Annotated in this window: 13 protein-coding genes; 10 read left to right on the forward strand and 3 right to left on the reverse strand. The window is 71.3% G+C overall.

The window, feature by feature from the left end; genetic code table 11:
- Window positions 1–2 precede the first annotated feature (2 nt).
- Together K4B79_RS12960 and nudC are read left to right on the forward strand one after the other, a co-directional pair.
- Window positions 3–1,415, forward strand: a complete 1,413-nt coding sequence (locus tag K4B79_RS12960) for a dipeptidase (protein ID WP_232026671.1) — start codon at window positions 3–5, stop codon at window positions 1,413–1,415.
- A 154-nt stretch (window positions 1,416–1,569) separates the two neighbouring features.
- On the forward strand, window positions 1,570–2,514 hold the full coding sequence (nudC, locus tag K4B79_RS12965) for an NAD(+) diphosphatase (RefSeq protein ID WP_232026672.1): 945 nt from the start codon (window positions 1,570–1,572) through the stop codon (window positions 2,512–2,514).
- 83 nt (window positions 2,515–2,597) lie between these two features.
- Here the strand turns inward: nudC and K4B79_RS12970 are convergent, their stop codons facing one another.
- The gene (locus tag K4B79_RS12970; protein WP_009293545.1) at window positions 2,598–2,840 is read right to left on the reverse strand and encodes a mycoredoxin; all 243 of its coding nucleotides are present in this window, start codon (window positions 2,838–2,840) and stop codon (window positions 2,598–2,600) included.
- 181 nt (window positions 2,841–3,021) lie between these two features.
- On the opposite strand from K4B79_RS12970, the gene K4B79_RS12975 reads away from it, so the two are divergent.
- The 5 genes from K4B79_RS12975 (at window position 3,022) to K4B79_RS12995 (ending at window position 6,924) form a co-directional block, all read left to right on the forward strand.
- Window positions 3,022–5,229 (forward strand): ATP-dependent DNA helicase UvrD2, encoded by a 2,208-nt coding sequence (locus tag K4B79_RS12975; protein WP_232026673.1) that lies wholly within the window; start codon window positions 3,022–3,024, stop codon window positions 5,227–5,229.
- A 166-nt stretch (window positions 5,230–5,395) separates the two neighbouring features.
- A complete protein-coding gene (locus tag K4B79_RS12980) occupies window positions 5,396–5,716 on the forward strand; it encodes a hypothetical protein (protein ID WP_232026674.1) in 321 nt (106 codons plus the stop codon).
- A gap of 176 nt (window positions 5,717–5,892) precedes the next feature.
- Entirely contained in the window at window positions 5,893–6,261 is a 369-nt protein-coding gene (locus tag K4B79_RS12985) for a WhiB family transcriptional regulator (RefSeq protein WP_019754617.1), read from the forward strand.
- Window positions 6,258–6,581, forward strand: coding sequence for a hypothetical protein (locus K4B79_RS12990; protein ID WP_232026675.1), 324 nt, complete (start codon window positions 6,258–6,260; stop codon window positions 6,579–6,581). Before K4B79_RS12985 ends, K4B79_RS12990 begins: the two co-directional genes overlap by 4 nt.
- 136 nt (window positions 6,582–6,717) lie before the next feature.
- Window positions 6,718–6,924: a hypothetical protein gene (locus tag K4B79_RS12995; RefSeq protein WP_232026676.1), complete on the forward strand. Its 207-nt coding sequence runs from the start codon at window positions 6,718–6,720 to the stop codon at window positions 6,922–6,924.
- Window positions 6,925–6,937: 13 nt separating this feature from the next.
- Here K4B79_RS12995 and K4B79_RS13000 read toward each other — a convergent pair whose 3' ends face one another.
- A complete protein-coding gene (locus tag K4B79_RS13000; protein ID WP_232026677.1) occupies window positions 6,938–8,308 on the reverse strand; it encodes an ABC1 kinase family protein in 1,371 nt (456 codons plus the stop codon).
- Window positions 8,301–9,545 carry a TOMM precursor leader peptide-binding protein gene (locus tag K4B79_RS13005; RefSeq protein ID WP_232026929.1) on the reverse strand — a complete coding sequence of 415 codons (1,245 nt, stop codon included), beginning with the start codon at window positions 9,543–9,545 and terminating at the stop codon, window positions 8,301–8,303. The genes K4B79_RS13000 and K4B79_RS13005 overlap by 8 nt, the downstream gene beginning before the upstream one ends.
- Before the next feature lie 273 nt (window positions 9,546–9,818).
- Here K4B79_RS13005 and K4B79_RS13010 point away from each other — a divergent pair, with 273 nt between their 5' ends.
- From K4B79_RS13010 to K4B79_RS13020, 3 genes are all read left to right on the forward strand, one after another.
- The gene (locus K4B79_RS13010; protein WP_232026678.1) at window positions 9,819–10,415 is read left to right on the forward strand and encodes a M48 metallopeptidase family protein; all 597 of its coding nucleotides are present in this window, start codon (window positions 9,819–9,821) and stop codon (window positions 10,413–10,415) included.
- 138 nt (window positions 10,416–10,553) lie between these two features.
- Window positions 10,554–12,122, forward strand: a complete 1,569-nt coding sequence (locus K4B79_RS13015) for a TerD family protein (protein ID WP_232026679.1) — start codon at window positions 10,554–10,556, stop codon at window positions 12,120–12,122.
- A 5-nt stretch (window positions 12,123–12,127) separates the two neighbouring features.
- Window positions 12,128–12,805: an AIM24 family protein gene (locus tag K4B79_RS13020; protein WP_232026680.1), complete on the forward strand. Its 678-nt coding sequence runs from the start codon at window positions 12,128–12,130 to the stop codon at window positions 12,803–12,805.
- The last annotated feature ends 10 nt before the right edge of the window (window positions 12,806–12,815 follow it).

A 12,815-nucleotide genomic window follows, 5' to 3' on the forward strand; every position in this document is an offset into this window, starting at 1 on the left:
CCATGAGCCCGCCCGTTGACAGTGCCGTCAGCGCCGTCCGTTCGTACATCGAGCAGCACCGTGCCGCCTTCCTCGACGACCTCGCCGAATGGCTGCGCATCCCGTCCGTGTCGGCCCAGCCCGACCACGCGCCCGATGTACGCCGCAGCGCCGACTGGCTCGCCGCCAAACTCCGCGAGACCGGCTTCCCGACCGCCGAGGTCTGGGAGACGCCGGGCGCCCCGGCCGTCTTCGCCGAGTGGCCCTCCGACGACCCCGAGGCACCCACCGTCCTGGTCTACGGCCACCACGATGTACAGCCCGCCGCCCGCGAGGACGGCTGGGACAGCGAGCCCTTCGAGCCCGTCGTGCGCGACAACCGTCTGTACGCGCGCGGGGCGGCCGACGACAAGGGGCAGGTGTTCTTCCACACACTCGGCGTCCGCACCCACCTCGCCACCACCGGCCGCACCGCCCCGGCCGTGCACCTGAAGCTGCTGATCGAGGGCGAGGAGGAGTCCGGGTCCCCGCACTTCCGTGCGCTCGTCGAGGAGCGGGCGGGTCGGCTCGCCGCCGACGCGGTCATCGTCTCCGACACCGGTATGTGGTCCGAGGACACCCCGACGGTGTGCACCGGCATGCGGGGCCTCGCCGAGTGCGAGATCCGGCTGCACGGCCCCGACCAGGACCTCCACTCCGGCTCCTTCGGCGGCGCCGTCCCCAACCCGGCCACCGCCGTCGCCCGCCTGGTCGCCGCCCTGCACGACGAGCACGCGCGCGTGACGGTCCCCGGCTTCTACGACGGCGTAGTGGAACTCACCGACGAGGAGCGCGCGCTCTTCGCCGAGCTGCCCTTCGACGAGAAGCAGTGGCTGCGCACCGCCAAGTCGTACGCCACCCACGGCGAGGCCGGGCACACCACCCTGGAGCGCGTCTGGGCCCGGCCCACGGCCGAGGTCAACGGCATCGGCGGCGGCTACCAGGGCCCCGGCAGCAAGACGGTCATCCCGTCCTCCGCGATGGCGAAGCTCTCCTTCCGGCTGGTCGCGGGACAGGACCCCGACCACATCGAGAAGATCGTCCGCGCCTGGGTCGAGGAGCGGGTGCCCGCCGGGATCCGCTGCGAGATCACGTTCCTCGCCGCCACGCGCCCGTGTCTGACGCCGCTGGACCACCCGGCCCTGCAGTCCGTCGTCCGCTCCATGGGCCGCGCGTTCGACCGGCCCGTGCGCTTCACCCGCGAGGGCGGCTCAGGACCGGCCGCCGACCTCCAGGAGGTTCTCGGCGCACCCGTGCTCTTCCTCGGCATCTCGATCCCCTCCGACGGCTGGCACGCACCGAACGAGAAGGTCGAGCTCGACCTGCTCCTCAGAGGCGTCGAGACCACCGCCTACCTGTGGGGCGACCTCGCCGAGCACTGGCGCCACTCGCCCTGATCGTCCCGAAGCGTCCGGATCGGCATGACGGGCGGGGCACACTGGAAGAACTGTCCCGTACCACCACGCTCCGCCGGACCCGGTCGCCTCCCGCCGTACGTCCCGCTGAACCGCCCGTGAAACACCCTTTCCACCGGGGGAGTTGGAAGCACCCGTGACCACCTGGACCGACCACACCGCCGATCGCCCCATCTCGCTCACCGCCCCGAGCAGCATCGACCGGGCCGCCCACCACCGGCTCGACGAGGCCTGGCTCGCGGCGGCGTGGAGCCACCCCACCACCCGCTGCTTCGTGGTCTCCGGCGGCCAGGTCCTCATCGACGAGACGACGGACGGCCGTACCGAACTCGTCATGACCCCGGCCTTCGAGGCCCCCCTGACCGAGGCGCACCGCTACTTCCTCGGCATCGACGAGGACGGCGTGCGCTACTTCGCGCTTCAGAAGGACGCGCTGCCCGGCCGCATCGACCAGTCCGCCCGCCCGGCGGGCCTGCGCGAGGCCGGCCTGCTGCTGTCGGCGCGCGAGATCGGCCTGATGGTGCACGCGGTCGGTCTGGAGAACTGGCAGCGCACGCACCGCTTCTGCTCGCGCTGCGGCGAGCGCACGGTCATCGCTGCGGCCGGCCACATCCGCCGCTGCCAGGCCTGCGGCGCCGAGCACTACCCGCGCACCGATCCCGCCGTGATCATGGCCGTCACCGACGAGGACGACCGCATCCTGCTGGGCCGCCAGGTCCACTGGCCCGAGGGCCGCTTCTCGACGCTGGCCGGCTTCGTCGAGCCCGGCGAGTCCATCGAGCAGTCGGTGCGCCGCGAGGTCTTCGAGGAGGCCGGCATCACCGTCGGCCAGGTCGAGTACGTCGCCAGCCAGCCCTGGCCGTTCCCCTCCAGCCTCATGCTCGGCTTCATGGCGCGCGCCACCTCGACCGAGATCAACGTCGACGGCGACGAGATCCACGAGGCCCGCTGGTTCTCCCGCGACGAACTGCGCGCCGCCTTCGACTCCGGCGAGGTCCTCCCGCCCTACGGCATCTCCATCGCGGCCCGCCTCATCGAACTCTGGTACGGCAAGCCCCTGCCGACGAGGAACTTCCTCTGAGGGACGGACACACAAACGGACACACAAGAGGGCGGCCCCTGAAGCGCCTCAGGGACCGCCCTTGGAAACCCGCCGCGGCGCGGCTACGCGCCGATCTTCTGCTTCACCTGCGCCAGCGAGGGGTTCGTGAGCGTCGAGCCGTCCGGGAACAGCACGGTCGGAACCGTCTGATTGCCGCCGTTCGCCTTCTCGACGAACGCGGCGGACTCCGGGTCCTGCTCGATGTTGATCTCGTTGTACGCGATGCCCTCGCGGTCCATCTGGCTCTTCAGCCGGCGGCAGTAGCCGCACCACGTGGTGCTGTACATCGTCACAGTGCCCGGCATGTCTCAGGTGCTCCTCGGCGGCTCGGAGATAGGGGTGGCAGTGGGATAACGCGCACGGCCCGGCCACCATTCCCGCCGGGGGTATGCCGCGCACATCACGCCTGCCGCATTAGTACGACTGCGGGTACCCGCCTGTGGACAACCGGCTCAGCCGTCTCCGGCGACCTGGCAGCATGGCCGTGTGACAGCAGCAACGCACTCCACGCTCTTCCCGCAGACACCGGGCTCGCCCGACGCGGTGCTCGAAGGGCTCGACCCCGAGCAGCGCGAGGTCGCCACCGCCCTGCACGGCCCGGTGTGCGTGCTGGCGGGCGCCGGCACCGGCAAGACCCGGGCGATCACCCACCGCATCGCCTACGGCGTCCGGGCCGGGATCCTCCAGCCCTCCAGCGTGCTCGCCGTCACCTTCACCAACCGCGCGGCCGGTGAGATGCGCGGCCGGCTGCGTCAGCTCGGGGCGGCCGGCGTCCAGGCCCGCACCTTCCACTCGGCGGCCCTGCGGCAGCTGCAGTACTTCTGGCCCAAGGCGGTCGGCGGCTCCATGCCCCGGCTGGTCGACCGCAAGGTCCAGCTGGTCGCCGACGCGGCCGCCGCCTGCCGCATCCGGCTCGACCGCGGCGAGCTGCGGGACGTCACCGGTGAGATCGAGTGGTCCAAGGTCACCCAGACCGTCCCCGCCGACTACCCGCTCGCCGCCGCCAAGGCCGGCCGCGACGTCCCCCGGGCCCCGGCCGAGATCGCCCAGCTCTACGCCGCCTACGAGGACGTCAAGCGCGACCGGGCGGTCATCGACTTCGAGGACGTCCTGCTGCTGACGGTCGCGATCCTCCAGGACCGGCACGACATCGCCGAGCAGGTCCGCTCCCAGTACCAGCACTTCGTGGTCGACGAGTACCAGGACGTCAGCCCCCTCCAGCAGCGCCTGCTGGAACTGTGGCTCGGCGAGCGGGACAACCTGTGCGTGGTCGGTGACGCCAGCCAGACGATCTACTCGTTCACGGGAGCAACTCCCGACCATCTGCTCGACTTCCGCACCCGGCACCCCGGTGCCACCGTCGTCAAACTGGTCCGCGACTACCGCTCCACACCCCAGGTGGTCCATCTCGCCAACGGGCTGCTCGCCCAGGCCCGCGGCCGCGCGGCCGACCACCGGCTGGAGCTGGTGTCCCAGCGCAAGCCGGGCCCCGAGCCCGGCTACACCGAGTACCCCGACGAGCCCGCCGAGGCCGAGGGCGCCGCCCGCCGCATCCGCGAGCTCATCGACTCCGGGGTCCGGGCCAGCGAGATCGCCGTGCTGTTCCGCACCAACTCCCAGTCCGAGACCTACGAACAGGCCCTCGCCGACCTCGGCGTCCCGTACCAGCTGCGCGGCGCCGAGCGCTTCTTCGACCGCCCCGAGGTCCGCAAGGCGGGCGTCGCCCTGCGCGGCGCGGCCCGCTTCGGTGGCAACGACTCCCTTCTGGACGACGCCGTCGACCTGCCCTCGCAGGTGCGTGCCGTGCTGTCGGGCGAGGGCTGGACCACCGAGCCCCCCGCCGGTTCCGGGGCCGTCAGGGAGCGCTGGGAATCCCTGGCCGCGCTGGTGAACCTCGCGCAGGACTTCGCCGCCGCCAGACCCGGCGCCACCCTGAGCGACCTGGTGGCCGAACTCGACGAGCGGGCGGGCGCCCAGCACGCCCCGACCGTGGAGGGCGTCACCCTCGCCTCCCTGCACTCCGCCAAGGGCCTGGAGTGGGACGTCGTCTTCCTGGCCGGTGTCGCCGAAGGCATGATGCCGATCACCTACGCAAAGACCGACGAGCAGATCGAGGAGGAACGCCGTCTCCTCTATGTCGGTGTCACCCGGGCCCGGGAACACCTTTTCGTCTCCTGGGCGCTCTCCCGCTCGCCCGGCGGCCGCCCGAGCCGCCGCCCCAGCCGTTTCCTCGACGGCCTGCGCCCCGGCTCCACGGCCGTCGCGTCCCGTGCCGCCGTCGGTGGTGCGGGCGGTGCCGGCGGGGTGGAGCGCGGCTTCGCCTCCGGCGGGCCGAGTGCCGTTCGGCGCCGGACCCAGCGCAGCCCGGCCCGCTGCCGGGTGTGCGGGCGTACGCTCACCGACGCCGGCGAGATGAAACTGATGCGCTGCGAGGACTGCCCGTCCGACATGGACGAGGGCCTCTACGAGCGGCTGCGCGACTGGCGCGCGGTCCAGGCACAGCGCAGCGGACAACCCGCCTTCTGCGTCTTCACCGACAAGACACTGATCGCGATCGCCGAGGCCGCCCCCGACGACGAGGGGGAGTTGGCCCGCATCCCGGGAGTCGGGATGCGTAAGCTCAACCGCTACGGAGCCGATGTCCTCGCCATCTGTGCAGGTCGGGAGCCCGGGACGGAAGAAGACGGGAACTGATCCGAACTCGTCGGAAAAATAGTTTGCGCATGCCCCAGCAATCCCCATAGGTTCTTAGCCACGGGGACGGAGGCCTTCTCGGAGGCCCCGATTCCGTGTTCTACTTGCATATCCGTCGGACTGGCTCACCCCCAGTCCCCCGAGACGCCGAGAGGAGGCGATTCCAGTGATCAGCATCAACATCAGCTCCAGCCGCACCGCCAAAATGACCGATCGCTCGGTCGTCTCCGCGTGCATGCTCGGCGTTTCGAACCTGGGCACCGGTCTGTCCGGCATTCCTGCCGTGCGTCCGGCCTCCGCCCTGTCCCTGGCGGACCTTCCCGTCCGCGAGCGGAATGAGCGACCGACCAAGGCGCTGGAAGCAGTAGTGGCACAGGCGCACGCCTATGCCTTTGCGGCGGCCGGTGCCGGAAACCGGAAGCAGACGACGCAGCACCACCAGATGTGGGCCTTCCGTGGGCCAGAACCCTGGAGTGATCCAGCCTGATCGACGATCAGGTCGGCGCCTTCAGGGCCGCGGAACCCCATCCGGGATCCGCGGCCCTTCTGTTTTCCCCGAACGGGGACGACGGAGCGAAGGAGCCTCGGGACAAGAAAAGAACCCGGTACCAAGCCGACACCCGATCCAACAGGACCGGACCGACCAGACGAGGAAGACCAACCGTGCAACTCGAAGCGCACGCCCCGTCCGTACCGCCTTCCGACACGATCCCCAAGCCCGGTCTCACGGAGGACTCCACCTTGACTCCGCTCACTGCGCTCACCGCGCTCGACGACGCCATCGAGAACCTCGGCGTGCCCGTCCCCTGCCGTTCCTACGACCCGGAGGTCTTCTTCGCCGAGTCGCCGGCGGACGTCGAGTACGCCAAGTCCCTCTGCCGCACCTGCCCGCTGATGGAGGCCTGCCTCGCAGGCGCCAAGGAGCGGCGTGAGCCCTGGGGCGTCTGGGGTGGCGAGCTGTTCGTGCAGGGTGTCGTCGTCGCCCGGAAGCGGCCGCGTGGTCGCCCGCGCAAGAACCCGGTCACAGCATGAACACCGCAGGAACGATCGACCGCCCCCTTACGCACGACCCCAAGAAGCAGGCCCCGATGAAGCCGTCCACCAACGAGCCCGCAGGCGCGACGCCTGAAGACTTCTCCACAAGTGGCGCCATGGACTCGCGCCAGAACAGGACCCGAGAAATGCAACTCATTCCAGAAGCCCTGGCACGTGCGCATATGCACGAGCTACTGCACGAGGCCGAGCGGGACCGACAGGCCCGCCGCCTGGTGACCGCCCGCCGGATGCAGCGCAAGGCGGAGCGCGCCTCGCTGCGTGCCCGCCGGGCGCTCGCCATGGCTGTCATGCAGTAAGTCCGACACACCCTGAAGCGGTGGCCTCCCGGACAGGGAGGCGAAGCTCTCCCCGCGGGGGCCGGTCCGTCCGAACGGACCGGCCCCCGCGGTGCGTTGTACCCCGATCCGCGGGCCGCGGCGTTATCGTCGCCGGGTGACGAGTCCTTCCGGAGGCAGTGACGCCGACTCCGCCGAGGCGCCCGCGTCCCTCGTGTGCGCCCGCTGCGGCACCGTGGCCGAGGAGCCGCAGCCCATCTGGACCTGCTCCGTGGAGAACGGTGTCCGTCAGTACCTCTGCGACACCTGTTCCCGGGAGAACCTCAGGGCGATCGAAGGGCGGCTGGACTCGGCCTGGTGGTGAAGCCGCCCCGCTGTCACGCCTCCGCCGCCGGCTCCTCCTCGTCCAGGGGCTCCTGCGGCACGAACCCCGGCAGCCACTCCTCCAGTTCCTCACGCAGCCGCACCGTCGCCCCCAGCTGACACAGCACACCGATGGTGCTCAAGGTCACCCGGTGGATGAGGAGATAGGCCGGAGGCAGGTTGAGCTGTTTGCCCAACTGGTACGCGGGGGAGCGGGGGTCGGCGATCCGCGCCGCCTGGCTGCGCATCCAGCCGCGGGTGAAGGTGAACTCCTCGACCTCGGCCGGCTCGATGATGGGCAGCAGGTAGTCGAGTACGGCGTCGGGGTCCAGCTCTATCGACTCCTTGACGAAGCCCTCGGTGGACAGGAGTTCGTAGACGGCCTCCGCCTCGCCGTCCAGCGTCATCCTCAGGGAGGTGCCGATCGGCGTCGGCAGACCGCCCGGAAGACGGTCGACCGTGCCGAAGTCCAGGACACCGAGGCGCCAGTCGCCCTCGCCGTCCGGGCCGCCGGGCAGCAGCCGGAAGTTGCCCGGGTGCGGATCGGCGTGCAGGAGCCCGGTGCGGGCGGGGCCGGAGAAGAGGAATCGGGCCAGGAGCTGACCGGCCCGGTCACGCTGCTCCTGCGTACCGTCGGCGATCACCTCCGACAGCGGGATGCCTTCCATCCACTCCGTGACCAGCACCTGTTCGCACTGGTGGACCACATCGGGCACCGCCACGTCCGGATCGTCCGCGAACTCCTCGGCATGGGCGCGCTGGGCCTGCGCCTCCAGGCCGTAGTCCAGTTCCTCGGAGACCCGGTCCTTGAGTTCCGCGATCAGCGGTTTGATGTCCATACCGGGGATCAGCGGGCCCAGCAGACGGGCGAAGCGGCTCAACTGGCTCAGGTCGGACAGCAGGGCCTCGCCGGCGCCCGGGTACTGCACCTTGACCGCCACCTCACGGCCGTCGTGCCACACCGCGCGGTGCACCTGGCCGATCGAGGCGGCCGCGGACGGCTTGTCCTCGAATGTGACGAACAGCTCGGACCAGTCCTCGCCGAGCCGCTCCGCGAGCACCGAGTGCACGGTGCGCGTCGGCATCGGCGGGGCCGCTTCCTGGAGTTTCGTCAGCGCCGCCCGGTAGGGCCCGGCGACCTCCTCCGGAAGCGCGGACTCGAAGACCGACAGGGCCTGGCCGAACTTCATCGCGCCGCCCTTGAGCTCCCCGAGCACCTTGAACAGCTGCTCGGCGGTGCGCTGTTGCAGCTCGCGACCGACCAGTTCCGCGGACTCGCCGACGATCCGCTTGCCGAGTCCCCAGGTCGCCCGTCCGGCGAATCCGAGCGGGAGCGCGGCGAGCTTGGCGGTGCGGGTTACCGCCTTCCGGGGAAGATCAGACATGCGCCCTCCAGGTACCTGCCGGCCGCGTCGCGTCGGTGCTACGGCGTACCTCCGTCGACGGTCGTTGCTCCGCCATTGTCTCGTGTGACTCCTCGGCCTTGGAGGTGCGTTCCCCCTTAGCTTTCTCCGCTGCCCCGCACGGACATGCGGGATGCCCCGGGACCGGCCGAGCGTGCCAGGTCAGAGCGGGTAGCGAGACTTCCCAGCGGGCACCCGCGCTGGACGGAAGCCGGCCGTCCAGGAAGGCGAGGGCGTGCGCGGCGGCCAGTCCCGCCACCGTGGTGGCCAGCGTCAGGTCGCAGGGCCGCTCCCGGCGGGGCCGGCCGGAGCGCCACTGGGTGACCAGGCGGGGCCATTCCCGGTCCCGGTCGATCCGTGCCTCCTGAAGACAGCCCGCGCAGCCCGTCTCCCCGGGCAGGACGAGCGGCCCCACCACTCCGGTCGCCTCCACGACCCCGGCGTACAGATGGGGTGTGCCGGACGCGATCAGGGACTCGGCGGCGCTCGGGGCGGGCGCGTGCACGTCGATGTCGTCCCGCGGGGCGAGGATCACCAGGGACAGTCCGGCTTCCTCGCTGTCGAACGGCGTGCGCGGCGGGCGGCGCGGCGGCCGGTCCGGTGCGGCACGGCGGACGGCCCGCCGGGCGGCCTCGTCCCTGCGGTCTCCGACGGACTCGGCGGGCAGCCCGCCCGGTGCGACGTCCCCGTGCTCCACGCGCCCCATGTCCCGCACGTCGACCTCGCCGATCCCCGCGCCCGACAGTAGTGAGGCCAGGACCGTGCCCACCCGGCCGGCGCCCCGGACCTGGACCCGCAGGGAGCGCCGGGCGGCCAGCAGCGCGATCGCCTCACCCGGTGCGGAGGTGGTCAGGGACAGCGAGGCCAGATCGGGCCGCAGCCGGTCGAGGACCTCCTTCTTGCCGCGCAGCGTGTCGGCGGCCGGTCCGCCGCCCTTGGCGTCGTCGACCAGCCCGGCCCGCGCCAGCCGCTCCACGAGCGCGTCGACATGGCCGTCGGGCAGGTCCATGCGCCGGCCCTCCTCCCGCAGGAGCTCCAGTCCGCGCGTGCCGTTGAGCAGGTCGAGGAAGCTCGCCGTCGCCGTGTCCAGCGGGCCCAGCGTCATCGCGTGCGCCGGAGTCATCCCGAACTGCACGGTGTTGCGATCGCGCCAGCCGCGCCTGAGCGCGGGCTTCACGATCGGAACCCTCGGACCCGCAACCCCCGCGGTCGACACCATGTGCTCCATGACAAGGCCCCCGTAGCCCTCGTAGAACGTCCCCGTGTGCCGGTGGAACCGGTCGTGGGTCGGCCGGAGGTCGGTCGGACCCCGGCGCGGTGCCACCGGCTGGAGCCAGCATGCCCAAGTCCGCCGCCGGGTGGCGAAAGTTGTCCACAGGCGGCGGGTATTAGTCGTACAAGTCAGTCGTGCGCATCAAACGCCTGTGGCGGATCGGAACCCAACCGCCCCGGACTCGGGACTTCCCCCGTGTGCAGCGGGTAACGTCGGGGCGTGCCCGCCGACCCCCTGCACCGCGCCGGAACGCCACAGCGCAGCACGACGAGCCAGCCGCCGAGCGGCTCGGGGGCGAGCGCGATCGAGGTCCGCAGGAGCGCCCGGCGACGCCGGACGGTCTCCGCGTACCGCGAGGGCGATCGCACCGTCGTGCTCATCCCTGCCCGGATGTCCGAGGCGGAGGAGCAACGCTGGGTGAGCGTCATGCTCGACAAGCTGGCCGCCCAGGAGAGCAAACGGGTCCTCGGCGACACCGAACTGGCCGAGCGGGCCGAGCGCCTGTCCGCCCAGTACTTCGACGGGCGGGCCCGCCCGTCCTCAGTGCGCTGGGTCACCAACCAGAACACGCGCTGGGGGTCGTGCACCCCCGCCGAGGGCAGCATCCGGCTGTCCCACCGCCTCCAGGGGATGCCCGAGTACGTCGTCGACTACGTGCTGCTGCACGAGCTCGCGCATCTGCTCGTCCCCGGACACGGACCCCGTTTCTGGCGGCTGCTGGAGGCGTATCCGCGCACCGAACGGGCGAAGGGCTATCTCGAAGGAGTGGTCGCCGCCGAGCGGTTGCCGCACCTGCCGGGCGCCCGCGGCGAGTGACATTCGCCCCGGCTCTTCGACGTATCGGTCACGGAGCGGGATTTTGTACCGGATCTGTACCGACTTCGGCCGGTGTCCGAGTTTGCCGTTAGCCTGTCGCGACGCACTCACATTCGGGATGGGGGACGGTCGTTACGCATGGCCAGGGAATTCCAACGCGGCCACAAGGCCAAGATCAGTGACCTCACCGCGGGGACGGATCTGTACGTAGGCGTACAGATCTCCGGTCCCGGGCTGACCTTCGACATCAGCTGCTTCGGTCTCGACGCCGACGAACAACTCTCGGACGACCGGTACTTCATCTTCTTCAACCAGCCGAAGTCACCCGAGGACGCCATTCAGCTCCTGGGCGCACAGTCGGGTGACACCGAGTCCTTCCGGGTCACGCTCGATCGGATTCCGCAGCAGATCCAGAAGCTGTCGTTCACCGCGACCATCGACGGCGCCGGCCAGATGTCACAGATCGCTCCCGGATACGTCCGTATCGTCGCCGGCGGCGAGGAGGTGGCCCGGTACTCCTTCGACGGCTCGGAGTTCTCCACCGAACGGGCCGTGATGCTGGGCGACTTCTATCTGAAGGACGTCTGGCGGTTCGCCGCTGTCGGACAGGGCTTCGACGGTGGCCTGGACGCGCTGCTGAGGAACTTCGGCGGCGAGGTCGCCGAGGAGGAGCCCGCGCCCGCCGCGCCGGAGCCGGCCCCGTCGCCCGCCTTCGCGCCGCCGCAGCAGCAGGCCGCGCCGCCGCCCGCCTTCGGCGCCCCCGCTGCGCCGCCCGCGCCTGCCCCCGCCCCGGCTCCGTCGGTCCACAACGCCCCCACGATCGTCGGGAGCACTCCGCCCGCCGGCGTCGGCACCCCGCCGGGCGTGCCCCCGCAGGCACCCCCGGCGCCGACCAGCCCCCAGATGTTCACGCCGCCCGGAGCGCCCCCCGGTCAGTTCGCGCCCCCGGGAGCGCCCGCCGGTCAGTTCACCCCTCCGGGCGCCTCGGCCTTCCCCGGTCAGGCGCAGCCCTTCGGCGGCGGGACGCAGCTGGCGCCCGTGCCGCCCGAGGCGAACGTGCGCGTCGTCCTGACGAAGTACGCGGAAGCCCCCGTCGGCGACCGCTGGACCGAGCAGAACCCGTATCTCGTGCGGGCCACGCTCACCAAGGACGCGCCCATCCTCGCCAAGCAGGGCAGCATGGTCGCCTACCAGGGCGACATCGACTTCGCCCACAAGGGCTCCGGACTGCTCGGCAAGCTCACCGGCGCGCTCACCGGCCAGGGCATGGCCCTGATGCGCTGCACCGGCAACGGCGAGGTGTTCCTCGCCGACGAGGCCAGCCGGGTCTTCGTCATCCGACTCCAGGGCGAGCAGCTCTACACCAGCGCGCGCGGGGTGCTCGCCTTCGACGAGTCGCTGGACACCGAGATCCGCCGCATCGAGGGCGCGGGGCTGGAGGGCGGGGGCCTGTTCAGCATGCTCTTCTCCGGCACCGGAGCGGTCGCCGTGAAGACCCGCGGTGTGCCGGTCGTCATCCCCGTGGGCCCGGCCACCTATGTCGACGGCAACGCGGTCATCGCCTGGTCCGCGGGCGCCCAGGCGGTCACCACGACCTCGCTCAGGCTGCGTCGCTCCGGGTACGCCCGCCAGACGGCCGAGGCCGTGAACCTCCAGTTCCGCGGCGCCCCCGGCAACTTCGTCGTCGTACAGCCCTTCGAGGTGTGAGGCCCATGGACACCCAGACTCTCAACGCGCACCGGGCCGCTCCGACCGGCCTCCGCATGAGCGTGCACAGCTCCAAGACGCTCAAGGTCACCATGGTCAGCGGGCAGGACCTGATCGCCAAGGCCGGCTCGATGATCGCCTACGAGGGCTATGTGCAGTTCGACGGGGCACCCGCGAGCCTGCGCCGCTCGGCCGAGGAGATGGTCACCGGCGAGGGCGGCAGGCTGATGCTCTGCCGCGGTGACGGCGACCTCTACCTCGCCGACTACGGCGGCGACGTCATCGTCCTGCACCTCAACGGCGAGGCGCTCTCGGTCAACGGCGCCACGCTGCTGGCCTGCGACGCCTCGCTGGAACTCGCCATCGAACCGGTCAAGGGACTCGCCAAGCTGTCCGGCTCGGGCCTGACGAACCTGGTCGTCAAGGGCACCGGCTGGGTCGCGCTGGTCAGCCGGGGCGTTCCGATGGCCCTGGACTGCGCCGAACGGGAGACCTACGTCGACCCGGACGCGCTCATCGCCTGGACGACCGGTCTGGAGATGAAGGCCCGGCGCACCATCAAGGCGAGTGCGCTGATCGGCCGGGGCAGCGGAGAGGCCTTCCAGATCGGCTTCAAGGGGCAGGGCTTCGTGGTCGTCCAGCCGAGCGAGGACACCGGCGACCGATTCAAGATCCGGGGCTGAGGGGAGCACC

The organism is Streptomyces lincolnensis, from assembly GCF_021173675.1.
Taxonomy (GTDB): domain Bacteria; phylum Actinomycetota; class Actinomycetes; order Streptomycetales; family Streptomycetaceae; genus Streptomyces; species Streptomyces lincolnensis_B.

What these genes read in the sequence shown, in the direction of transcription:
- K4B79_RS13015 (WP_232026679.1), top strand. Translation starts at nt 10,554, where the DNA reads ATGGCCAGGGAATTCCAACGCGGCCACAAGGCCAAGATCAGTGACCTC.
- K4B79_RS12970 (WP_009293545.1), bottom strand. Translation starts at nt 2,840, where the DNA reads ATGCCGGGCACTGTGACGATGTACAGCACCACGTGGTGCGGCTACTGC.
- K4B79_RS13005 (WP_232026929.1), bottom strand. Translation starts at nt 9,545, where the DNA reads ATGGTGTCGACCGCGGGGGTTGCGGGTCCGAGGGTTCCGATCGTGAAG.
- K4B79_RS13020 (WP_232026680.1), top strand. Translation starts at nt 12,128, where the DNA reads ATGGACACCCAGACTCTCAACGCGCACCGGGCCGCTCCGACCGGCCTC.
- K4B79_RS12960 (WP_232026671.1), top strand. Translation starts at nt 3, where the DNA reads ATGAGCCCGCCCGTTGACAGTGCCGTCAGCGCCGTCCGTTCGTACATC.
- K4B79_RS12990 (WP_232026675.1), top strand. Translation starts at nt 6,258, where the DNA reads ATGAACACCGCAGGAACGATCGACCGCCCCCTTACGCACGACCCCAAG.
- K4B79_RS13000 (WP_232026677.1), bottom strand. Translation starts at nt 8,308, where the DNA reads ATGTCTGATCTTCCCCGGAAGGCGGTAACCCGCACCGCCAAGCTCGCC.